17 protein-coding genes and 5 pseudogenes are annotated in these 21,549 nt (G+C 67.3%); 11 read left to right on the forward strand and 11 right to left on the reverse strand.

All coding sequences use genetic code 11. The annotated features are described in order from the left end of the window. The first annotated feature begins 237 nt into the window (after positions 1–237). The gene (locus P3H15_RS48655) at positions 238–390 is read left to right on the forward strand and encodes a hypothetical protein (RefSeq protein WP_276143907.1); all 153 of its coding nucleotides are present in this window, start codon (positions 238–240) and stop codon (positions 388–390) included. A gap of 12 nt (positions 391–402) precedes the next feature. Further along, positions 403–741 (forward strand): annotated as a pseudogene (locus P3H15_RS55955) (NAD-dependent epimerase/dehydratase family protein); the annotation flags it as partial. 509 nt (positions 742–1,250) lie between these two features. On the opposite strand, the gene P3H15_RS48660 reads toward P3H15_RS55955, so the two are convergent. Beyond that, entirely contained in the window at positions 1,251–2,282 is a 1,032-nt protein-coding gene (locus P3H15_RS48660; protein ID WP_276143908.1) for a hypothetical protein, read from the reverse strand. Positions 2,283–2,556: 274 nt separating this feature from the next. Then, positions 2,557–3,195 carry a DsbA family protein gene (locus P3H15_RS48665; protein WP_276143909.1) on the reverse strand — a complete coding sequence of 213 codons (639 nt, stop codon included), beginning with the start codon at positions 3,193–3,195 and terminating at the stop codon, positions 2,557–2,559. A gap of 266 nt (positions 3,196–3,461) precedes the next feature. Between P3H15_RS48665 and P3H15_RS48670 the strand changes: the two are divergent. Then, a pseudogene (locus tag P3H15_RS48670) lies at positions 3,462–3,741 on the forward strand (DUF6480 family protein). A gap of 84 nt (positions 3,742–3,825) precedes the next feature. Here the strand turns inward: P3H15_RS48670 and P3H15_RS48675 are convergent. Beyond that, positions 3,826–6,197 (reverse strand): annotated as a pseudogene (locus tag P3H15_RS48675) (ATP-dependent DNA ligase). Positions 6,198–6,392: 195 nt separating this feature from the next. On the opposite strand from P3H15_RS48675, the gene P3H15_RS48680 reads away from it, so the two are divergent. Beyond that, positions 6,393–6,635, forward strand: coding sequence for a CsbD family protein (locus tag P3H15_RS48680; RefSeq protein ID WP_276143910.1), 243 nt, complete (start codon positions 6,393–6,395; stop codon positions 6,633–6,635). Positions 6,636–6,692: 57 nt separating this feature from the next. On the opposite strand, the gene P3H15_RS48685 is transcribed toward P3H15_RS48680, so the two are convergent. Together P3H15_RS48685 and P3H15_RS48690 are read right to left on the reverse strand one after the other, a co-directional pair. Further along, positions 6,693–7,172, reverse strand: a complete 480-nt coding sequence (locus tag P3H15_RS48685) for a Rieske 2Fe-2S domain-containing protein (RefSeq protein ID WP_276143911.1) — start codon at positions 7,170–7,172, stop codon at positions 6,693–6,695. Positions 7,173–7,265: 93 nt separating this feature from the next. Further along, the gene (locus tag P3H15_RS48690; protein ID WP_276143912.1) at positions 7,266–8,108 is read right to left on the reverse strand and encodes a histone-like nucleoid-structuring protein Lsr2; all 843 of its coding nucleotides are present in this window, start codon (positions 8,106–8,108) and stop codon (positions 7,266–7,268) included. A gap of 333 nt (positions 8,109–8,441) precedes the next feature. Between P3H15_RS48690 and P3H15_RS48695 the strand changes: the two genes are divergently transcribed. From P3H15_RS48695 to P3H15_RS48710, 4 genes and pseudogenes are all read left to right on the forward strand, one after another. After that, on the forward strand, positions 8,442–9,623 hold the full coding sequence (locus tag P3H15_RS48695) for a zinc-dependent alcohol dehydrogenase (RefSeq protein WP_276143913.1): 1,182 nt from the start codon (positions 8,442–8,444) through the stop codon (positions 9,621–9,623). Positions 9,624–9,948: 325 nt separating this feature from the next. After that, positions 9,949–10,866 (forward strand): annotated as a pseudogene (locus tag P3H15_RS48700) (NAD(P)/FAD-dependent oxidoreductase); the annotation flags it as partial. A gap of 325 nt (positions 10,867–11,191) precedes the next feature. Continuing rightward, positions 11,192–11,380 carry a Rieske 2Fe-2S domain-containing protein gene (locus P3H15_RS48705; protein WP_276143920.1) on the forward strand — a complete coding sequence of 63 codons (189 nt, stop codon included), beginning with the start codon at positions 11,192–11,194 and terminating at the stop codon, positions 11,378–11,380. Then, positions 11,377–11,941 (forward strand): annotated as a pseudogene (locus tag P3H15_RS48710) (type 1 glutamine amidotransferase domain-containing protein). Before P3H15_RS48705 ends, P3H15_RS48710 begins: the two are co-directional and overlap by 4 nt. 177 nt (positions 11,942–12,118) lie before the next feature. Here the strand turns inward: P3H15_RS48710 and P3H15_RS48715 are convergent. The 4 genes from P3H15_RS48715 to P3H15_RS48730 all read right to left on the reverse strand — a co-directional run bounded on the left by P3H15_RS48715 (position 12,119) and on the right by P3H15_RS48730 (position 15,268). Continuing rightward, positions 12,119–13,444: a M1 family metallopeptidase gene (locus P3H15_RS48715; RefSeq protein WP_276143914.1), complete on the reverse strand. Its 1,326-nt coding sequence runs from the start codon at positions 13,442–13,444 to the stop codon at positions 12,119–12,121. Next, positions 13,429–13,614, reverse strand: a complete 186-nt coding sequence (locus P3H15_RS48720) for a hypothetical protein (RefSeq protein ID WP_276143915.1) — start codon at positions 13,612–13,614, stop codon at positions 13,429–13,431. The genes P3H15_RS48715 and P3H15_RS48720 overlap by 16 nt, the downstream gene beginning before the upstream one ends. Positions 13,615–14,255: 641 nt before the next feature. Then, positions 14,256–14,738 (reverse strand): DUF421 domain-containing protein, encoded by a 483-nt coding sequence (locus P3H15_RS48725; RefSeq protein ID WP_276143916.1) that lies wholly within the window; start codon positions 14,736–14,738, stop codon positions 14,256–14,258. Next, on the reverse strand, positions 14,738–15,268 hold the full coding sequence (locus P3H15_RS48730; protein ID WP_276143917.1) for a hypothetical protein: 531 nt from the start codon (positions 15,266–15,268) through the stop codon (positions 14,738–14,740). The genes P3H15_RS48725 and P3H15_RS48730 overlap by 1 nt, the downstream gene beginning before the upstream one ends. 1,150 nt (positions 15,269–16,418) lie before the next feature. Here P3H15_RS48730 and P3H15_RS48735 point away from each other — a divergent pair. Then, positions 16,419–17,315, forward strand: coding sequence for an SDR family oxidoreductase (locus P3H15_RS48735; RefSeq protein WP_276143918.1), 897 nt, complete (start codon positions 16,419–16,421; stop codon positions 17,313–17,315). Between the two features lie 438 nt (positions 17,316–17,753). On the opposite strand, the gene P3H15_RS48740 is transcribed toward P3H15_RS48735, so the two are convergent. Together P3H15_RS48740 and P3H15_RS48745 are read right to left on the reverse strand one after the other, a co-directional pair. After that, the gene (locus tag P3H15_RS48740; RefSeq protein ID WP_276143919.1) at positions 17,754–18,986 is read right to left on the reverse strand and encodes an alpha/beta fold hydrolase; all 1,233 of its coding nucleotides are present in this window, start codon (positions 18,984–18,986) and stop codon (positions 17,754–17,756) included. 224 nt (positions 18,987–19,210) lie between these two features. Continuing rightward, complete coding sequence (locus tag P3H15_RS48745; protein WP_276143921.1) at positions 19,211–19,471, reverse strand: WhiB family transcriptional regulator; 261 nt, start codon at positions 19,469–19,471, stop codon at positions 19,211–19,213. A gap of 436 nt (positions 19,472–19,907) precedes the next feature. On the opposite strand from P3H15_RS48745, the gene P3H15_RS48755 reads away from it, so the two are divergent. Both P3H15_RS48755 and P3H15_RS48760 read left to right on the forward strand, forming a co-directional pair. Then, positions 19,908–20,984 carry a heterodisulfide reductase-related iron-sulfur binding cluster gene (locus P3H15_RS48755; protein WP_346348871.1) on the forward strand — a complete coding sequence of 359 codons (1,077 nt, stop codon included), beginning with the start codon at positions 19,908–19,910 and terminating at the stop codon, positions 20,982–20,984. Then, positions 20,981–21,549, forward strand: a 569-nt coding sequence (locus P3H15_RS48760; RefSeq protein ID WP_276143922.1) for an NAD(P)/FAD-dependent oxidoreductase, incomplete at its 3' end; no start/stop codon positions are given. The genes P3H15_RS48755 and P3H15_RS48760, both read left to right, overlap by 4 nt.

The raw sequence follows: 21,549 nt of genomic DNA on the forward strand, positions 1-21,549 counted from the left end.
TGTGGTCATTTCTCAAGATCACGATGGCATCGGACGACATGGCACACCTCACCTAAATTTCGGGCCCGGGATCGGGCTGGCACGGCCGCGGAGATCACTGCAGCAAGTACCCCCGTCCAGACGGCCGGAAACTGCCGGCCACGCGGACCCGCGCACGATCCTGGACGCGGACACCAGAGTGAGTCGCTGTGTTCCAGATGCGGACCACCGGCATGTGTGGGCGCGGGGACGGAGGCAGTGAGCGACGATTCGACTGATCATCACCGGGATGACGGCGATGTCGGCACGGCGCTGCTGCACCGGCTACGCGAGGAAACCCGGGCACTGGACCTGGTCGGAGATCACGCGCCGCCCACCCCGGATGTCCCGCCGTACCACGAAATGACCTGACATGCGGTCGATGTCGCCGACCCCGATTCCACCGACCGGGTGGTGCGCATCTTCGCCGGCACTGTCGCCGTGATCCATCCGGCGTGGGCGTTTCAGCCCACCCACCATCGCGGGTACCTGCACCACGTGGGGGTTGGCGGCACCCACGCGGTGAGCGCGGCGGCCGACGCCGCCGGGGTGCCGCATCTGGTGCACATGCCCTCCGGTGCGACCTATTCGCTCGCACCGGGACGGGTGGTCGACGAGACCGCGCCCCGTGGGGGCGCGCCGCAGTCGGTCTACGGCCCCGACAAAGCCGCCGCCGAAGCGCACCTCGACGACTTCACCGCATCGACGTCCACCGTCCTGACCCGGGTGCGCCCCGTTTCATCGGCCAATACGCGGCCGGTGCCGCGCTCGCCCGATACACTCTCCCCCTCTTCCCGCGGACCCTGCAGTTCCTCCCACTACTGCCTGTGCCCGATCCCCCGCCGTTCCGGCCGTTCATTGCCGCCGAGTTCGCGGACGTCCTGGCGCCCGTGCCGCCGGGCCGTTCAACCTGTACTCCGATCCACCCCTGGGCGCGGACGAACTCGGTGCAGCATTCCTGCCCGCCCCGTCCCCGCGCCGCACCGACTGGCGCATCTGGCCATCGACTTCACCTGGCACCTGTACCTGCAACCCGTCGAGCCCGGCTCTCTGGAACTGGCGTTTTCTGTGCCGCTGCTCGATTCACGCCGGGCAGCCCGCGAACTCGGATGGTGCCTCCGCCGGGACGCACGGGCAGTGCTGGACGAGGCGGTCTTCGGTCTGGTCACCGGCGGTGCTGGCGCCGGTCCCGTGCTCCGCTGCCGAACACTATTCGACACAACCCGCTGCGATCACGTGTCGTGGTGTGCAGTTCCCGACGGCAGTGCCATGATATCCGCACTGCCCGCCTCGCGGGCCCGGGTCAACGGCTGCAGCGGCAACCTCGATTCCGGGTCGGTCACCGCCGCCAGATGCTGCAGAATGACGCCCTCGCGCAACGCCCACGGACTGACCTCAAGCAGGTCGACACCCAGCGCGCGCATCGCCTCGTCGGCCACGATCGCCCCGGCCGGGATCTGCCGGGCTCGATGCCGGGAGATGCCCCGCAACTCGGCCCGCTTACCGGCCGGCAACTCGGCCAGCCGACCCGTCCACCGGTGTACGTCGGAACGTAGCAGGGTCCGACGCACGAACGGACCCTCCCGTTGCGCCGGCGCCCCGGTCAGACGCGCCAGCTGTTTGAACGTCTTCGACGTGCCCACCACCCTGCGTGGCTCCCCCTCCCACCGCAACCGGTCCGCGGATTCACTCAACGTGTCCCGCACATAGTGTCGGAGCCTTTTGACCTGCTCCTTCGGCGGCGGATCGGCGTGCAGGAACGTGCGGGTGAGCAACCCCGCCCCCAGTGGCAGCGACAACACGAACTCCGGCTCCGCGTCGCGTCCGAACATGATCTCCATCGACCCGCCGCCGATGTCGATGACCAGGATCCGGCCGGACGACCACCCGTACCAGCGGTGCACGGCGATATACGTCAACCGTCCCTCCTGCGCTCCGGTGAGGAACTGTGGCCGCACCCCGCATTCCTTGACGATCTGTTCGAGCACCGAATCCCGGTTGGCGGCGTCCCGGATCGCCGCGGTCACAAAGGTGAACAGCTGGTCGACCTCGAACTTCCGGGCCGCCTCCATGGTGTGAGTCACCGCATGGCAGACGCGGTCGATACCCGCCCGCTCGAGACAGCCGTCCGCATCGATCGCCTCCCCCAACAGAGTGGCCCATTTGACCGCGTGAATCGGCAGCGGCGGTGCCCCCGGCGTCGCATGCACGATCTGCAGCTGCGCCGAATTCGAGCCGATATCCAAGACCCCGAGCCGCACCATGCCCGAGTACCCACCAACACCGATCGCACACAGCTGCCGACACTGTGACGGCAGCCGAACCCGAGCGAGTCACCTCGCCCTGCCCGCCCCGATACCCGACTGGGAACACTGACCGGTGACCGCAAGGAGCGCCCGTGCCCGGCCGCACCGACTTGGTCCCTACCCGTGCTGATGAGCAGTAACCACATGACCCACCCGCACGCTTCGTCCGCGAGCGCACCGCATCACGCGAGTCCCACCAGCCGCGTGCTGAGCACAGGCGACGGGTGACGGTTCAGATACCTTCCGTGCCCGAGGTATCGGGCAGGCCGTTCGGACGCGTGCGCTTGAGTTCGTAAAACGCAGACACCGGTGCGAGAGTGCGCAACCCGGCCCAAATAGCAAGGCCGTCTTCCCTATTCGGCATGTTGTTGAGCACAGGGCCATAAAAGCCCTTCTTCTCGCCGTTCTCGAGCTTGAATACGATTATTGGAACGCCGGTGTCCTCACCGACGGCGGCGACGGCCGAGTTCGTCTCATCTCGCAGGTGCGCGTCCCAGGACGTGTCGTCGGCAGCCCGTGCAAGGCCGGTGGGCAGCCCCTCAGCTGCCAGCACCTGCGCGATGAGCGCGTCGTCGTACCCGCGGCCGTCGACGTGGTAAGGACGTCCGAACGCGGAGTACAGGTCGATAACAGCGGCGCCTTGCTTTGCGGCGGCCGCGATCACGCGGTGGACCCGGTGCGCGGGTCGATGCAGGTCACCGTGAGAGGTCTTGTCGGAGCCGCCGTTTGCGATTTCGTCGTTCTTCTCGGCGAGGCTGAACGGGCGCCACGTAACTTCGAGGTCGCGCTCGGCCGCGACCTGGAGCAGCCACCGGCTCGTGATCCAGCAGAACGGGCAGGACGGATCGAAGTAGAACTCGAGTCGCTGCATACACCCAACGTAACAAGGGATCGTGGTCGTCGGCGACCACATGTTCGACGACAGCGGGACGGTGATCGAGCAGGCCGAGCGCTCGGTCGACCATCTTGCTGCATCTTCACCGATGCAGAGTTTGTGGAGCATTCGTCCGTAGAGCCTTCGTCCCGCCGGGGGCGACAAGCGTGCCGCTGTGTGGGTGGCGCGGATCGGGGTACCCGCGCGTCACAGCCGCCCCGCTCGGACGCGGCGGCAGTCTTACTCCGCGGAGGGCCGTTGTCATGACCGTTCAGTCTCCGGACCCGGATCCGGCGAACACCCCTGATCTCGAGTCGGGCGGCGGTGCCCGCCCCGGTTCGACCCCTCCGGACTCCGCGTAGACGTCGGGGCTGTCCGAGCACGAACCGCGCACCAGTTGGTCGTTTCCACCGACAGGTGTTGCCACCATGGTGGTCATCGGCGTGATCGTCGTGGTCTTCGGTGGTCATCGGCGTGATCGTCGTGGTCTTCGTGGCGATCGCGGTCCTGCTGGTGCTCGACATCGTGGGAGTCTTCGACTGAAATTCCTCGGAAAATTCGCTGGGTGTGCTTGGTGCATGCGTGCGACCGTCGGTCGCGCCTCACCCTCTCGGTTCGGCCGGAGAATCATTCCAGTCGCACGTCCGCGGGATTTTTGTCCGTTCGCAGTCCACGCCAGGTCGGGTGCCGGAGAAGGTTCACCGTGGTCCATTCCGTGAACCCGACCTCGCCGACCAGGCGAGGGGTGACCCACTTCGCGTCCTTGCGTTGCGGGGCCGTCAGCGTTCCGGCGAACGGGCTCGTCTTGCGCGTAAGCCGCTCGAGCTTCCTCGTCAGGGATTCGAGCATCGGCTCGGTGAAGCCGGTCCCGACCCTGCCGACGTATCGGAGTCCGTCCGTGTCCGGGATGCCGAGCAGCAGCGATCCGAGTGTGTCGGCGCGTGATCCCTTACCCGGTCGCCAGCCACCGACGATTACTTCCTGGGTGCGCTGGTTCTTCACCTTGATCCACGCGGTGCCCCGCCGGCCGGGCAGATAGGTCGAGTCGTCCCGCTTGCCGACGATTCCTTCCCAACCGCGCCGGCGGCTCTCGGCCAGCGCCTCGCCGGCGTCGCCTTCCAAGCGTGGTGGAACGGTCAGGCCCGTCGTCGACGCCAGTTCCTCCAACGCGCGTCGTCGATCCGTGTAGGGGTGTCGCAGCAGCGAACTGCCGTCGAGATGGAGAAGATCGAACACGTAGAGTTCGGCCGGATAGTTTTGCGCTGCGGCGTCGATCTCCGTCTCTTCCGCAGCCCGGAACGATTCTGCAGGGCGGAACGATTCTGCAGGGCGGAGAAGCTCGTCACTCCGGCCGGATCGAGGGTGACGATCTCGCCGTCGAGGATTGCCTCGTGATCGGCCAGCGCGTCGCCGATCGATGCCAGCTCCGGGTAGGTCGCGGTGAGGTCGCGTCCGGTGCGGCTGTGCAGGAGAACTTTTCCGTCCGTGATCTCGGCGATCGCCCGTATTCCTTCCCATTTTCCTTCGAACGCCCACTCGTCGGTGGGCATGGTGTCGAGATTGCGGTCGGATCCGAGTGTCGCGAGCATGGGTTTGAGGTCCCGCGGCAATGGTTTCTCGTCGGTGGCCTCCGAAGTGGCGCTGCCGGAGGCCCCTTCCGATTCGGTGTGCGGCAGTGGTCGCTCCCGGCCCTTCTTGATCTTGTGCATCAACCACTGGTCGTTCGTGGTGTGGATCAGCGCGTACTGCCCATGCAGGCGCCGGCCCCGGAGCTCGATGAGAACCTCGTCCCCTTCCCACTTGATGGGGACATAGGTTCCCTCGTCGAAGATGTCCACCCGGCCGCCGCCATACTGGCCCTTCGGGATGGTCCCGGAGAAGGTGCGGTAGTCGAGGGGGTGGTCTTCGGTATGTACGGCGAGGCGCTTCTTCGACGGCGACTTCGGGACGCCTTTGGGTACCGCCCACGAGACGAGTACCCCGTCCCGTTCGAGGCGGAAGTCCCAGTGCAGGTTGGTCGCATGGTGCTCGTGGACGACGAAGCTCAGCTCCTGACCCGATGCCGGCGCGGGTGAATCGGCTGGGGCGTCGGGGACCGGTTCGGGTGTCTTGCCGCGAGTGCGTTTCGATCGGTACACCCGGAGTGTGTCGAGGCAGTCCCCGAGTAGGTCGCCGTCGTCGCGATACCGTTCGAGCACTTCGTCGAACCGCAGCTGACGCAGGTCGGTCGACTCGAATTCCGACCAATCCCGTGGCGCGGCGACCGTCGGCTCGGAGCGACCGCGCAGCGAATACGGGGCGACGGTGGTCTTGGCGACGTTGTTCTGACTCCAGTCGACGAAGATCTTCCCGCGGCGGTCGGTTTTGGTCATGGTAGCCGTCACCAACGTCGGCCAGTCCTTCTCCAGGCCTTTCGCCAGTTTCCGGGCAAACGTTGAGGGGTCGACGTCGTTCTTCGCTGTCAGCGCAGCATAGACGTGGATTCCCTTGCTGCCGCTGGTGACCGGGAACGACACCAATCCGGCGTCGTCGAGTTGCTCCTTGACCGCCAGTGCGATACGGGCGCAGCCGGGAAGGTCGATGCCCTCACCGGGATCGAGGTCGAACACCAGTCGTGTCACCGGCCCCGGTTTGCCGTCCATCACCGTCCATTGCGGCACGTGTAACTCCAGGGCGGCGAGTTGACCCATCAACACCAGTCCCGCTGCGGAGTCGATGAGGGGATACTCGACGCTGCGGTCCTTGTGCTGGATGGTCAGCCGCGGAACCCATTTCGGTGTCGACGAGGGAATGTTGCGTTCGAAGAAGAAGTCCGAGTCGACACCGCCCGGCCACCGCTTCCGGGTCACCGGGCGCCGGGCCAGGTGCGGCAGCATCGCCGGTGCGATCTCCTCGAGGTAGTCGATAACTTCGCCTTTCGTCGTTCCCGCGGCCGGGTACAGCACCTTGTCGAGATGCGTCAGGCGCAGTCGGTGCCCGTCGATCGTCCTGGTCGGCATGGGGAGAGAGCTCCCTTCGATAAGTCTGGCGATCCCTACCGGTAGGCGTACCCGCGATGACGTCCGCCCAAATTGCGGCCCTCCACCGCGCCGTTCGGGCCGTCGTTTGAGGCGCCACCTCCAGGGGTAGGCGAAGGAAATACGTGTACCACGGTGCACGCGAGAATCCGCATTGCCGACAAGGAGGATGAACGAATGGTTGACGACAAATCGGGACCGGCCGAGGGCGTCAAGGGCGTGGTCGAAGACGTGAAAGGCAAGGCGAAGGAGGCGGCAGGCGCCGTCACCGGCCAAGACGACCTAACCCGAGAGGGGCAGGCGCAGCAGGACAAGGCCCAAGCCCAACGGCAGGCGGCGGAGAAAGAAGCGGCGGCCGAGAAGGCACGCGGTGAAGCCGAAGTCCACGAACAACGCGAACGCGCCGAGCAAGATAAATAACTACCGCGGTAAACCTCCGCACGATGTTCGCTATGCCACTAGCCGGGCGAAAGTCCATTACCCCCCGCGAAAACGCAGCATTATCAGGGAAATACGACTCCACATTCCCCAGCAGCGCCAATCATTGCCGCTGGCCACGGGGTTGGTGCGCCACGTCCGCTGCTTGTTCGGCTGCCGGACCTCGATCCGTCCGTCCCGCACACGGGCCTCGTGCATTTGTTGCGGCCGGGTCGCCGGGCCTCGCATCGCCCGGCCGCCCGCGACACCGAAGCGACCTCCGTGCCACGGGCCTTCGACGCACCCAGCGCCGAGCGTGCCGTCGCCGAGCGGAGTGCCGCGATACGTGCAACGGTTGCGCAGCACGACAACGGGGTCCGGGCACTTCACCGAGAGCGGCGATACGTTGCCGACCAGCACGGCGACCATGTTTGTGCCGTCGAGGGCCGCCTCCGGGGCCGCGTCCGTCCATTCCGAGGGCAGGGTGGAGAACGAGGTGGTATCGACCCCGACTTGTCGTGAGCGTTGATCACGACACACTTCACGCTGGCGTCACGGACACCTACTCCGGCATTGCTGAGCTGCTGTTGTTGCTGGTGTCCCCCGGCTGACACATGTCAGGGCCTCTGAGTCTCAGCGCGCGGGGTGGGCGGCGGCGTAGGCCTCCCTGACCTCAGCGCTCAGTTGCCCGCGGTCCGAGACGGTGAAGCCGTGGGTGTGGGCCCAGGCCCGGACCTCGGCCGTGGGCGGTGGTGTAGGTGAGGCAGCGTGGGCCTCCCAGATCTCGGCGCTCAGTCGCCCATGGTCGGAGACGGCAATGCCGGTAGCGTGGGCCCAGGCCCGGACCTCGGCGGTGGAAGGTGCGGATGCGGCGGCGTTGCCGTCGTCTGCGGCGGGAGCATCGTCGGCCAGTGCTGCCGTCGTACCGTTGGCGGTGTCCTCGTCGGCGCCGGTGTCCGGCTGGGCGCCGTGTTCGGATGTGTCGGCGGTCGGCGCCCTCGTCCCCGTCGCATGACTTCTGCGCTTTCGCGCATGCGCGACGCCGAACCCACGATCATCGGCGTCGGTGGCGCTGGTTTCGTTGCCGTCGACGACGGGGCCAGCGGTGTCGGTGGTGTCGGCGGCGGCGACTTGTCCGGTCGTGTCCGAGGTGTTCGCGACACTCTCGCGGGTGGTCAGCGGAGCCTCGTCACTAGCGCCGGCAACCTCGCCGGCGGCCTCGATCCGGGCAGTAACGGCGGTCATGGCCGCCACTCTCACGGCGTCGAGGAGTTGACCGCGCACCGATTCGTCGAGGGCGGCGAACTCAGGTGATGCCTCGAGCAGGTTCATGGTCTCGTCGACCATCTCCTGCGGGCTCCCGACGAGGCGTCCGGCACTCGCCGCGGCAAACGCCATGCCCGGCTGCGTGGGGTAGGCACGCCCCAGCCAATAGCCCGCGACCGCCGCGATCGCGACCTGCAGACTGATCATCATCTTTGGCTCCCACGAATGGATGTTCTGACTGTGCGGGCCACTCGAATGGACTACCCCCAGGTGCGCACGCTCAATCGACTCAAAGCGGTGGTGGGGTTGCTCCTCCGGCAGGTCATCCGCGTCCGACGATCGATCGACTTCCCTCAAAGACCTGCGGGTCAATGACATTCTTCGCTCGTGGATCTCTCACGGAGTACTGCTCAAGCGCTACGACGGCATCGCGGCCCCCGTCCACGCCGTGCCGAGGGACCATCGGAGCCCGGAGCCGGGTTTACCGCCAGCGCCCGTCGGGCACCCGAACCACACATCGACCGACGAGAGGTGTGGTTCCCAGTGCGCGCAGTCACCTGGCAAGGCAAACGAAAGGTCAGCGTCGAAACCGTCGCCGATCCGAAAATCGAACAACCGACGGACGCCGTCATCAAGGTCACCACGACGAACATTTGCGGGTCCGACCTGCACCTGTACGAAACACTCGGCCCGTTCATGGGAGAAGGGGACGTCCTCGGCCACGAACCGATGGGAATCGTCGAAGAAGTCGGCGCGGAGGCGGGAAACCTGAAGGTCGGCGACCGGGTGGTGATCCCGTTCCAAATCTCCTGTGGCACCTGTTTCATGTGCAACATGCAGCTGTACACGCAGTGTGAGACGACGCAGGTCCGCGAGCAGGGCATGGGAGCGGCGTTGTTCGGCTTCTCGAAGCTCTACGGCCAGGTTCCGGGAGGACAGGCCGAGTACCTCCGTGTTCCCCAAGCCCAGTTCACCCACATGAAAGTTCCCGAGGGGCCGCCGGATTCGCGATTCGTCTATCTGTCCGACGTGTTGCCCACGGCATGGCAGTCGGTGGAGTACGCCGCCATCCCCGCGGGCGGGTCGGTCACCGTACTCGGCCTCGGACCGATCGGCGACATGGCAGCGCGCATCGCCCACCACAAGGGCGCACGGGTCATCGCGGTCGACAACGTCCCCGAACGCCTCGCTCGCGCCAAGTCCCGGGGCATCGAAACCCTCGACCTTCACGAGCACGGCAGCGATCTCGCCGACGTGATCCGCGACGCGACCGACGGCCGGGGCACCGACTCGGTGATCGATGCAGTCGGAATGGAGGCACACGGATCCCCGATCGGCAAGCTCGCCCAGCAGATCGTCGGGTACCTCCCGGACGCGGTCGCGGCGCCGCTCATGCAGAAGGCCGGTATCGACCGTCTCGGCGCACTGTATTCGGCGATCGACATCGTCCGCCGCGGCGGAACCATTTCCATCATCGGCGTCTACGGCGGCATGGCCGACCCGCTCCCCATGCTCACCCTGTTCGACAAACAGATCCAGCTGCGCATGGGCCAGGCCAACATCAAGAAGTGGGTGGACGACATCATGCCGCTCCTCGGCGACGACGACCCCCTCGGCGTCGACACCTTCGCCACTCACACACTCCCCCTCGAACAGGCGCCCCACGCCTACGAGATCTTCCAGAAGAAGCAGGACGGGGCGGTCAAGATCCAACTCACACCCTGAAAACGGACTCGACAGGCCGACTCGGCGCACCGAACGGCGGGCCGATGCGCGCCGGTGGGAGTCGGCACGGTGAACGGGCGGACCACCCACGTGCGCGCCGTGTGTCACATCTGAGGTGCGGTGGCACGACGCGGAGCAGTCGTGGCCCCGCACGCGTACGGGAATTTCCAGAAGAAGGAAGACGGCGCGGTGATTGTCCTGAAGGCGTAATGCCTTCTCTGTGTCTCGATCACGTCGCCAGGCGCCGCGGTGCGGTGCGGTGCGGTGACGGGACGGTCGTGGGACGAACGTGGACGGGTACGACACCGTGGTGATTGGCGCCGGGGTGACCGGCCTGGTCCTCGGGCTGCTGCTGGCCCGCGCGGGACAGCATGTCGCCGTCGTGGAAGCGCAGATCATCGGCGCCGCCACGACAGGGAACACCACGGGCAAGGTCAGTGTGCTGCAGGGTATCCGGCTCGCCGAGATCCGTCGGCGCCACGCGTTACACATCCTGCGTTCGTATGTCGAGGGAAATCTGGAGGGCCAGCACTGGATGCTCCGGTACTGCCACAACCGTGAAATTCCCGTCGGGACGGCACCGGATTTCACGTTCGCGCAGACCGAGTCCGGGGTCGATGCGGTCCGCGCCCAGTACACGGCCGCCCGGTCGGCGGGCCTGCCTGTCCGACTGATGCCGGAACTCGGAATCCCGGTGCCCCACGTCGACGACCAGGCGTACCTGGACCCGATGCCCGTTCTCCACGGGGTGGCCCGCGATCTGATCACCCACGGCGGCGATGTGTTCGAGCACCGTCGCGTGACCTCGGTCCGGACACTGGGGCGATTGCACGTCCTGTCGACGCCGGACGGCGACATCGAATCCCGCCGCGTGGTTCTCGCGACGGGAACTCCGATCCTCGACCGCGGAGGATTCTTCGCTCGTCTGACGGCGGAGCGATCCTATGCGGCGGCGTTCCGGATGCCGGGCGGTGCCCCCGGCGGCATGTACCTGACCGCCGATCAGCCCACACGATCGCTGCGCCCGGCCGACGACGGTCGCGTTCTGATCGTCGGCGGCAACGGTCACGACGTCGGCCGAAGCACCTCACCGCAGACCGCTGTCGACGACCTGCTGGCCTGGACCGCCCGTCACTTTCCCGGGGCCACACCCACCCACCGCTGGTCGGCGCAGGACTACTCCTCACTGAACGGGCTCCCCTACGTCGGCCCACTGATTCCCGGCAGCGACGGCATTCTCGTCGCGACCGGGTACGGCAAGTGGGGACTCTCCATCGGTGTCGCCGCCGCTCTCGTCCTCGCCGGACGCATTCTGGGTGGCCACATGCGGTGGGCCGAGGCCTTCCAGAGCTATTCGCCGACGCAGCTTTTCGACCTTCCCGCGGCAGTATGGGCGAACGGCGAGGTCGCGATGGAGATGGCCGCGGGCTTGGGGCGACGCACTCGCGGGGCGACAACGCGGGACGGGCCGGGCCCGCATCGTGCGGGAGGGGCTACTACCCGTCGGCGAGTACACATCGAACGGTCACACCGACCGCGTCTGCGCCGTCTGCCCGCACCTCGGTGGTGTGCTCCGTTGGAACGATGCGGAGGATTCGTGGGACTGCCCGCTGCACGGGTCCCGATTCACCGCCGCCGGAACACTTCTCGAGGGTCCCGCGACCACCGATCTCCGACGACTCCGATTCCCACCCGATTGGTCTCCGGTCACCCGGGTACCCGTCTGTGTGCCCACGAGAGGAAGGAAGTACTCATGACATCGGCACAGACACTGCGCGGCCGCACGGTCGCGATCCTGGCCACCGACGGCGTCGAGGAGGTCGAACTCCTCGAACCCCGGAAAGCCGTGGAGGGCGCCGGCGCAGAGGTGCGGCTGATCTCGCTGTCCCCCGGCAAGATCCAGGCCATGAACTCGGACGTGAACGAGGCCGGCACCTACGCCGTCGACGCCGTCGTCGGTGAGGTGTCCGTCGGCGACTTCGACGCACTGATCCTGCCCGGCGGCACCACGAACCCCCGACCACCTCCGAATGGACGAGTCGGCCGTCGGATTCGTCCGCGACTTCGTCACCTCGGGCAAACCCGTGGGCGTGATCTGCCACGGCCCCTGGACACTCGTCGAAGCCGATGTCGTGCGCGGCCGCACCCTCACCTCGTATCCCAGCGTGCGCACCGACATCCGCAACGCCGGCGGCAACGTGGTCGACGAGGAAGTGGTGGTCGACAACGGGCTGATCTCCAGCCGCAACCCCGGCGACCTGCCCGCGTTCTGCGCGAAGATCGTCGAGGAATTCGCCGAGGGCCGACACCCGCAGTGACCTCGCCTGGGACGGCAATCCGGCCTCCGAGACCGTCACCACCACGCGTGTCCACGCCGTCGGGGACGTTGCAGACGGTTACATCGGGTGAGGCCGAAACCGGCTTCGCAACGGACCATTCGACGATGAAACCGACCGCCGACGGAGCCCTCCCGGCCGCAGCCGGGCCGACCCCGATCAGAGCGGGGGCAGTTCCTTCTCGCCCAGCCAGGTCTCCCACAGCCGGCGCAAGGGCGTGTCGGTGTAATGGGCCGCCAGATCCGTGAACTGCTCGGCGGTCACCGAGGAATGCCGATAGGTTTGCGTCCAGCACCGAAGCAACGTGAAGAAGTTGTCGTCACCGAGCCGGGACCGCAGCACGTGCAGCGTGAGGGCACCGCGTGTGTAGATGCGGTCGTCGAACATCAGGTGCGGTCCGGGATCGCCGACAATGAGGTCACGCGGTTTGCGGGCGAGGCCCTGGTACGCCGAGACCGCCAGCTGGTGCGCGGACCGCCCGCCGGAGTTCTCCGACCAGAGCCACTCCGCATAGCAGGCGAAGCCCTCGTGAAGCCAGATGTCGCGCCACTGCCGGATCGTGAGGCTGTTGCCGAACCACTGATGGGCCAGTTCGTGCGCGACGAGGCGTTCGCCCGCACGCCGTCCGGTGCAATGATTGGCCCCGAAAATGGAGAGCCCTTGCGCCTCGATCGGAATCTCGAGGTCGTCGTCGGTGACGACGACGGTGTAGCCGGCGAACGGGTACGGGCCGAAGAGCGTGCCGAACACCTCCATCATCTGCAACTGGCGGCCGAAGTCGAGGTCGAAGGACGAACGCAGCCGCGGCGGGTGCACCGCGAACATGGGGACCCGTCCGGAAGGGATCTGTCGGTGCTCGTACGGCCCGATCGCGATGGTGGCGAGGTAGCTCGCCATCGGCTCGGACTGCTCGTACACCCACGTGGTCCGGCCGGCGCGGGTCCGCTTGTGGACCAGCGCGCCGTTGGCCACCACGTGATACGGCGAATCGGTTGTGATCGCGATGCGGTAACTCGCCTTCGAACCCGGGTGGTCGTCGCAGGGGAACCACGACGGGGCACCGTTGGGCTGACCGGCGACGATCACCCCCTCCGACAGCTCCTCCCATCCGACCTCGCCCCAGATGCTGCGGATCGGCTCGGGTGAGCCGGCGTACTCGACGGTGACGACGAGTACGCCGCCCGCCGGGATCCGCTGCGCGGGGGTGACGACGAGCTTGCCGCCGTGATGCCGCCAGGTGCCCCGACCGCCCCGAGCGGTCACCCTCGTCACGTGCAGGTTCTGTGCCAGATCGAATCGATACCGAGATCTGCTCTCGGTGGTCACCGCGGTGATCGTCGCCTTGCCCGCCAGCCGGTTTCTGTGCACCTGGTACGTCAGGTCCAGCTCGTACCGCGACGCCCGGTAGCCGCGGTTGCCGTTCCGCGGAAGGTAGGGGTCGACGGGCGCGTCGACGTGTTCGCCGAACCTCACGTCGCCGCCCACGCAGCGATCGAATTGCCTTGCCACCGCGTCGACGCCGGGAGGGAGTCGCCGCGCATGACGAGCGGGGCCGGCCCGACCGGCGCGCCGGCACCGATTCCCGAGGCCGGCAGCCCGACACAGTGCGGGCCGATAGTGGCGCCCGCCCCCACAGTCACGGTGTCGATGGACATGATCCGATCATGAACCACCCATGCCGTCGTCGACACCGTTGCCGCGTCTTCGGGTCATCCGCGGCTCGACGGACCTGACCCACCACATTCGCGGCGGTGCAGCACGGAATCGCGTCGATTAAAGGTCCACGCCCCGACCGTCGAGACGGAGGACCTGACGTGCCACATCGACCCGACCCGTGACGATCCCCGATCAGGTATCCCGCCCCCAGCGCCCGTCCCGAACCCGCCGCCGGGGTCGAACACAACATGATGCTGCCGCAGAACACCCCACCCACGGGGCGGTCCGTAGCCGCGGTGGGACGGGTCCTGCACGAGCCGGTCGGCGCCCGACCATCCGCCGACAGCGGTCCGCCAGGGGGAAACCCACACAGGCACGTCCATCCCCGGATGACTGTACGAGCGCCTCGACGAACTCGGCCGACGCCTTCACCGACACACCGGCGGCCTCCTCCACGAAGCCGCCGAAGAATACGTCCAGAAACACTCCGCCGACCCGCCCGGCCCGTAACCCACACCATCGCCCCCCGCGCTGAGCTTCGGCTATCGAACCGGTCGCCGTCCGTTGCGACTCGCCGAGAACGCCACCACCCGGCAAACACATCGAGATACTCGCCTCCCAGAGGCGCACCTCTTCAGTCTCAGGTGATGCCGGGTTGTTCCGGAGCGCCCTCGCTCGCGTCGCCGGTGCGGGTGAAGAACGACACCCGGCCGTTGGTCTCGAGCACGGCGAGCTCGATCTCGTCGAACCGGTGGATACCCTTCTGCCGGGCATCCGCCATCAGATCGTCGAGTGACATCCGCTCGGTGGACAACCGGTTCAGGTCGGGTACGCCGTCCCGGACGATGATGACGGGAATACCGTGCGTGATGCCGCGAACGCGGGGGAACCGGGCGTTCGCCCAGGCCAGCGCGAGGGTGAGCAGGGCAAAAACCCCGACCGCGAGGAGAGCGGAGGTCACCGAGTAGTCCTGCTGGGTCACCCCCTGCTGCACGAGGTCACCCATGACGATATAGAGCACCAGCTGGAATGTGCTCAGCTCGCCGACGGTCGACCGGCCGACGATCCGCGTGATCGCCCACAGGAACAGGAACAGGACCGTCGCCCGAATCACGATCTCCATCAGGGCACCAGCCAGGTGGTGAACTCCAGGGTGATCACGTCGACTCCCCTCTCCGACACCGAGACCGATCCCGAATGGCCGAGCTGGCTGGACGGCTGAATGTAGGCGTCGAATCCGAGGGTGAGGGTGTCGCCGGGCGGCGGATCGACGGTCATATAGGTGCGCGATGCGTCGCTGGTCTCGGCGGACGGCTCCGGTGTCCAGCCCTGGGTCTCGAACATGTCGAAGTACTCGGATTCGACGACGATGACCACCGGCTCGGTGAATCCACCGGCCTTGCGGACCGTGAGATCCCACGGCACGTCCAGGCCGGCGCGCGCGACCTGGGGATAGGTGAGGGTGAGCTCGTAGCCGCCGCCGGAGGTGTGTACGGTCGCGCTGCGAACACCGAGCAGTCCCACCGCACCGAGCGCCACGATCACCGCGAGCACCGTCACCGCGCCCCGCCGGAGCCACGCGACGGCCGGGGAACGAGCACTGCCGCGGACGTCGTCGAGCACCGAATCCGGGATGCGTGTGGCGGGCCTCATCGCTCAAACCTCTCACGACCCGACAGCGCATGAGTGCAACTCGCCACCGACAACCAGATCGCGGTCACCTCACCGACGGTAACCGGCCCACCCCACGTTCCTCCCGCGGCTCTCAACACACCCCTGGGTAAAGACCGACGCTGGTGAGCGATCCAGGTGCCCGAGGGCGGCAAGCAGCGGGTCATCGAGTCGGTCCGGGGGCGTACAGGGGTGCTCCGGCCTTCGACGAAGGGGATGCTCGCCGCGCCGCCGACTACTGGTCACCGATCGGCGTCCGCCACATCCCGCGGCCCCCACGCACTGAGCCGTTCGCGAAACGATGCCGCCCCTCCGTGCGGCCCACACAGATCGCCCCGGGACCCACCGGCAAGGGCTTCGTTCCCGCCGGAACCGGGTTACCGTCGTGCTCACAGGTTGAGTCACCAGCCGCCCGACATTTCCGTCACCCTCGCGGCCGGTGTGCCCCGACCTCCCGTCCCGGTTTCCCGGGCAGGTTCCGCGCTTGCCGGCCGCCCCCGCTCGGGAGCCCGAACATCCGCACACCCCCGGCGGACGGCGGCGCACTGATCGGCGAGGAGTACCGGTCCCTGGTGGCGCGCGGTCCTCTTCCGATGCGGATGCACGACCAGTCGCGTCTACTCGACGTCAATCAGACGTTCGCCACCCTGCTGGAACTTGACCTGCCCGAGATCGCAGGCCTGCACGACCACCAGGTAATTCACCCGAATGATATCTCCATTGGCTCGCCGCGAACGCAGTCGACGAGGACGCCCACGCGTCGACCGAGAGCGAACTGTCAGGCACCTCAGGGGTGCACGCGGTACGCCGCCGCAGCACGTCGAAAACCAAGAACCCGGCGTGTAGGCCCCATCGCCAGCCCGGGCGTCTCCGACTGCGGGACGTGCCCGCAGTCGGGGAGCACGACGGATCCGGCGGTGGGAACAGCCACGCTCACATGCCGGGCGAACCGAGACGGAACCCGCCGGGTCACACCGAGCACCGCCACACACCTCGCCGGTGATACCGCCGATCGGTGTCACCGGTTTTCACCTATCCACGAGGGGTAAGCAGGATGGGGTGCTATTCGTATTTTGACGAATCTTCCGTTCGTTCATGACGGTTCGACAGCTGACCGGGGAAGGATACAAGAATGACCGACCAGTACGCGCGGCAGGATCCCACCACGCAGTACCCTGCTCCCGACCGCGAAAATCAACCCGAACTGCAGCACCCGGGACTGACCTCCCAGATGGTGACCGCCCCGGATCACGGCGAGAAGACCTATCGAGGAAGTGGCCGTCTCGACGGCCGCCGGGCACTGATCACCGGCGCGGATTCGGGCATCGGCCGTGCGGTGGCGCTCGCGTTCGCGCGTGAGGGTGCCGATGTCGTCATCAGTTGCCTCGACGACGAGGAACCGGATGCACGGCAGACGAAGCAGCTGGTGGAGGCAGCCGGCCGGCACGCCGTCATCGCGACCGGGGACATCACTTCGGAGGAGCACTGTCAGACTCTCGTGGACCTGACGGTCCGTGAACTCGGCGGTCTGGACATCCTCGTCAACAACGCCGCCTTTCAGAAGGTCCAGACCGGCGGCATCGCGGACATCACCACCGAGCAGTTCGACCGGGTCCTGCGGACCAACCTCTACGCACTGTTCTGGTTGTGCAAAAAGTCCCTCGCGGTCATGGGGCCCGGATCGACGATCGTGAACACCTCGTCGATCCAGGGGATGAATCCTTCACCTGGCCTTCTGGACTACGCCACCACGAAGGCGGGGATCATCGATTTCACCAAGGGACTGGCCGCCGACGTGGCCACACGAGGCATCCGGGTCAATGCCGTGGCTCCGGGGCCCATCTGGACACCGTTGATTCCCGCGACCATGCCCGCCGACGGTTACCGGCAATTCGGGGACGACGTGCCGCTGGGCAGACCCGGCCAGCCGGCGGAACTCGCGCCCGCGTACGTCTTCCTCGCATCGAACGAGTCGAGCTACGTCACCGGAGAAGTGCTCGGCGTCACCGGAGGAATCCCCTTTACCTGAGCACCCCGAAGGTAGCGGAGTTCGTACGGGCTCACGCGGATAGGAATCGGCGATGATGGCTGTGGGCCGGACGCCCAGACAGTATCCATCTGTGCGGTCTGGGCGTCGAGTACTCAGCTCAGATCGTCGGGGACGCCTGCCGACCTCGCTGGTGGCGATCTCCGGCGACCATCGCGCCGAGCCGAACTGAACACCCGCCTGGAACTCGCCCCGTCGACACCACTGTGTCCGGAACTGGTGGAGAAGATGAAGGCAGTTTGCATGCCGACGGCTCTGGACCGGGTCCTGACCCAATTTCGCCCCAGGACTTTATGCCAGTGCGAATTTCGGCCACGGTGGACATGGGGCTGCAGCGTCGACGATGCGGGGCCAACCGCCGGCCGGCGACGGCGACGGCGACCGGCACGGCGCTCTGGGACATTGCGGAACGTGTGGAGTTCAGGCGTGGGCTCGGTACTGCGTTGCGGCACGCGGAGAACCGAGAAACCGGCGCGTGAGGCCCATCGTCACGTTGGGCAGTTCCAACTGAGGTACGTGGCCGCAGTCGGGGAGCACGACGGATTTTGCGGTAGGAACAGCCACGCTCACGTGCCGGGCGAACCGCGATGGGACCAGCCGGTCACGGCGACCCCACAAGAACAGTGTCGGGGTCCGGACAGTGGTCAGTCTCTCCCAGAACCCACCGTCGCCGAACGGTTCCTCGAGGTAGATGTTGATCAGTGCCGACAGCGCCGCCCGGCGCCGCGCACCGTAACCCATCGCGATCTCGAACTCGTCGACGGCCGCCTCGAACCACGGTTGGGGAACCCGGTCGGGACGGGCGAACATCGACTTGGCGCCCGCCATCACCACCGCACGCGGCAGACCGATCATCGGCAACCGGGCGACGTCCACCGGCCACCACCGGGCCAGCGGCGCCAGCTGACGGAATCGGCGGAACGCCGGTGAGGGACACAGCAGCACGAGTTTGTCGACCGTATCCGGTTCGCGCATCGCCAGTTCCAGTGCGAGGCGGCCCCCGAGCGAATTGCCGATCACCACGGCACCGCCGGCGCCCACGGCGTCGAGGAAATCGCGCAACCAGCGGAAGAGTTGCTCGGCGGTGTAGGTCCAGGCCGGCGCATCGGAGGCACCGAAACCCGGAAGATCGGGTGCCAGAACCCGGAAATCCTCGGCCAGGTCGGCGAGAACCGGCAGCATTGACGCATTGGTGGCCCCGAGGCCGTGCAGCAGCACCACCGGGGGTGCGTCGGCGCGTCCTGCCTCGAGATACGCGGTGCGAAGCCCGCACGCGGTGACCTCGCGCGCCCGCGGCCGGGTGACGAGGTCGACGTCCGGAGCGAACGCGCCTCCGATCTGGAGAACGGTCGCAAGGCTCCCGCGCGCGGTGAGGTCACCAACGAGGAACGCGTCCACACCGCTGCGACGACCGATGAGCAGATCGGCGAGGGTGTCGGCGTCGGTATGTACCGTACACGTCGGATCGGTGGCGACGCCCCTGGTCACCTCGGCCATGCCGTCGTCGACGGTAACGGTCCACCGGCCGTGCCCGGTGATGTCGAGAACGAGGCTCGCATCCGAATGGGTAAGCGCCGCATCCGTGAGATCGCGCGGAAAATGGTCCGTAAGGACGGCGCCGGGATCAGCTGCTGAGCGTAATGACTTCGACACCGAGATCTCCTCCACTCGCTCCACCCCGGTGAACCGGGCGATGCAGACCGAGTACCCGGAATTCCGGGATCACAGGCCGGTGATGTCAAAGAAAGGCATTACACCCCAGAGGAATCGAATGTTTCGGTTGGAAGGCGGTGCACGTTGCCTGACCTGGTTGCCGCATCTGGTGTGGGATCCCTGCCGCTACGTCAGCGCCATCTTCGTTGATCCGCGGCATGACGCTAGCCGGCGAGGCCGTGGTGCTCGCGGTGATACGCAGCGCGTTCAGAGGCAGACAAGGCACCCCAGATCCCGAACGGCTCCGCCGTGCTCAAGGCATGTTCGCGGCACTCGACGAGCACCGGACAGCGCCGGCACAGTGCCTTGGCCTGAGCCTCCCTGCGGGCGCGGGCTCGACCCCGCTCACCATCCGGGTGGAAGAAGACGGCGGAGTCGACCCCTCGGCACCGGCCTCGCAATTGCCATTCCCATGCCTCCACGATCGGGGTTGGGCGGTGATGATGCGCAGCCGGCGTGCGGACTCCTCTGTTTCGTGCTCGAAAACCCGAGCGACCGAGATCGTTCTCGTCCTGTACCCCCGCATCTTTTGTCCAAAACAGCACGCCCTGTCTGGTTGAGCCCCTCTCGTTGGATCCGACCACGCATCAGCTGCCGGCACGGAGGGAGGCCTCGGTGGGAGACACGACCGCTGGTCCTGCGCGCGCAGGTTTGTATGTGGCGCGGATGTGCCTCGAGGTAGTCATCGTGATTGCAGATTCGCCACGAGTGCTTCGGCAACGGCGCGAGCGCTTCCAGGGTTCTGACCGGTGATCAGCCGTCCGTCGTCGACGACGTAGGTGTCGAATGGTTTGTCGGCAGTGCGGAAGTTCGCGTGTTTGTCGGCAGTGCGGTAGTTCGCGCCGAGTTTTTCAGCTCGTCTTGCAGGCTGAACGGAACGGCGTCAGCGCGTTGCGCTGCTTCCTCCCTGTGGGCCCGGATCGCCGCCCTCGCCCCACCCTGGTCAACTCCCTCACCCACACCCCCGGGTTGAAGACGGTGCTCGAGACCGCCGGCGGTGTCGACCCCCGCCGCCCCGTCCCGAAGTTCGCGCGGCGACGGTTCACCGCCACCTGGCGGGACCGACCCCCCGCGGCGAGTTCAGGGGACCGGGGTCGGGTGGTGCTGTGGCCGGACACCTTCACCAACAACTTCGACCCGCACATCGCCGACGCCGCGGTCGCCGTGCTTGAGGCGGCCGGGTTCACCGTCGAGGTCCCCACCCAGACGTTGTGCTGCGGGCTGACCTGGATCTCCACCGGCCAACTCGCCACCGCCAGCAGGGTGCTGACCCGCACCCTGGCAGTGCTGGCGCCCGCCCTGCGGGCCGGCACCCCGATCGTGGTCCTCGAACCCAGCTGCGCCGCGGTGTTCCGCTCGGACCTGTCGGAGTTGTTGCACGGCAACGAAGACGCCCACCGGCTCGCGCAACAAACCGTCACCCTGGGCGAGCTCCCGCAGCAGCGGGCACCGGACTGGTCCCCACCCCACCGGGTCGATGCGGCGGCGCTGATCCAGCCGCACTGCCACCAGCACGCGGTCCTCACATACGATGCCGACGAGCAGGCGTTGAAGAAGGCGGGTGTGGACACCGAAGTCCTCGACGCCGGATTCTGCGGTCTCGCCGGGAATTTCGGGTTCGAACGCGGCCACTACGAGGTGTCCCTCGCCTGCGCCGAAGACACACTGTTGCCCGCGATCCGCGCCGCCGACCCCGCCACCCTGGTGCTGGCCGACGGGTTCAGTTGCCGCACCCAGATCCGCGACCTGCACCCCGCGGCTACGCCGCTGCACGGGGCGCAGGTCCTGGCCGCCGCCCTGCGCGGCGACGACCCCACCGACCGCAGGACAGGGCGCAAGAGCCTACGGCCCGTCGTGCCGTCGCGGACCGCGCTGCTCACCGCACCCGCAGCGGTGGCCCTCAGCCTGCTGATCCGTCGCCGACGCTACCACCACTGACCACCGCAAAAGGGGGTACACGACGCACATGCCCCAGACACGTCAACGATGTCGCAGTCATCGGATCGGGACCGAACGGGCTGGCCGCCGCCGTCATCTGCGCCCGCGCCGGACTGGACGTCCAGGTCCTCGAGGACCAACCCACCCCCGGCGGCGGATGCCGCACCGAGGAGATCGCGCTCGCCGGCGCCGCCCTCCCGCACGACATCTGCTCGGCGGTACACCCGATGGCCGCCGCGTCCCCGTTCTTCACCGCCTTCGACCTCCCCGCCCGCGGAGTGCACCTGACCGTCCCCACCGCGTCCTATGCGCACCCCCTCGATCACCGGCCCGCCGGGATCGCCTACCCCGACCTCGCACAGACCATCGCCGAACTCGCCGACTACGGCTCCCGCGCCGACGCCGCCGCCTGGCAAAACCTGATGCACCCGCTGGTCGACGACTTCACCACCCTCACCGCACTCTGCCTCGGGGACATGCGCACGACCCCACCCGAAGTCCGTCACGCGCCGGGGATCCGGGCCGCGCTCGGTTTCGCCGCCCGCGTCCTCGAGCAGGGAACCCG

The organism is Rhodococcus sp. T2V (assembly GCF_029269925.1).
Lineage (GTDB): Bacteria > Actinomycetota > Actinomycetes > Mycobacteriales > Mycobacteriaceae > Rhodococcus_F > Rhodococcus_F koreensis.

Coding starts and splice junctions, on each gene's coding strand:
- P3H15_RS48720 (WP_276143915.1), bottom strand. CDS start 13,614: ATGTCCATCGACACCGTGACTGTGGGGGCGGGCGCCACTATCGGCCCG.
- P3H15_RS48665 (WP_276143909.1), bottom strand. CDS start 3,195: ATGCAGCGACTCGAGTTCTACTTCGATCCGTCCTGCCCGTTCTGCTGG.
- P3H15_RS48735 (WP_276143918.1), top strand. CDS start 16,419: ATGACCGACCAGTACGCGCGGCAGGATCCCACCACGCAGTACCCTGCT.
- P3H15_RS48730 (WP_276143917.1), bottom strand. CDS start 15,268: ATGAGGCCCGCCACACGCATCCCGGATTCGGTGCTCGACGACGTCCGC.
- P3H15_RS48680 (WP_276143910.1), top strand. CDS start 6,393: ATGGTTGACGACAAATCGGGACCGGCCGAGGGCGTCAAGGGCGTGGTC.
- P3H15_RS48725 (WP_276143916.1), bottom strand. CDS start 14,738: ATGGAGATCGTGATTCGGGCGACGGTCCTGTTCCTGTTCCTGTGGGCG.
- P3H15_RS48690 (WP_276143912.1), bottom strand. CDS start 8,108: ATGATGATCAGTCTGCAGGTCGCGATCGCGGCGGTCGCGGGCTATTGG.
- P3H15_RS48660 (WP_276143908.1), bottom strand. CDS start 2,282: ATGGTGCGGCTCGGGGTCTTGGATATCGGCTCGAATTCGGCGCAGCTG.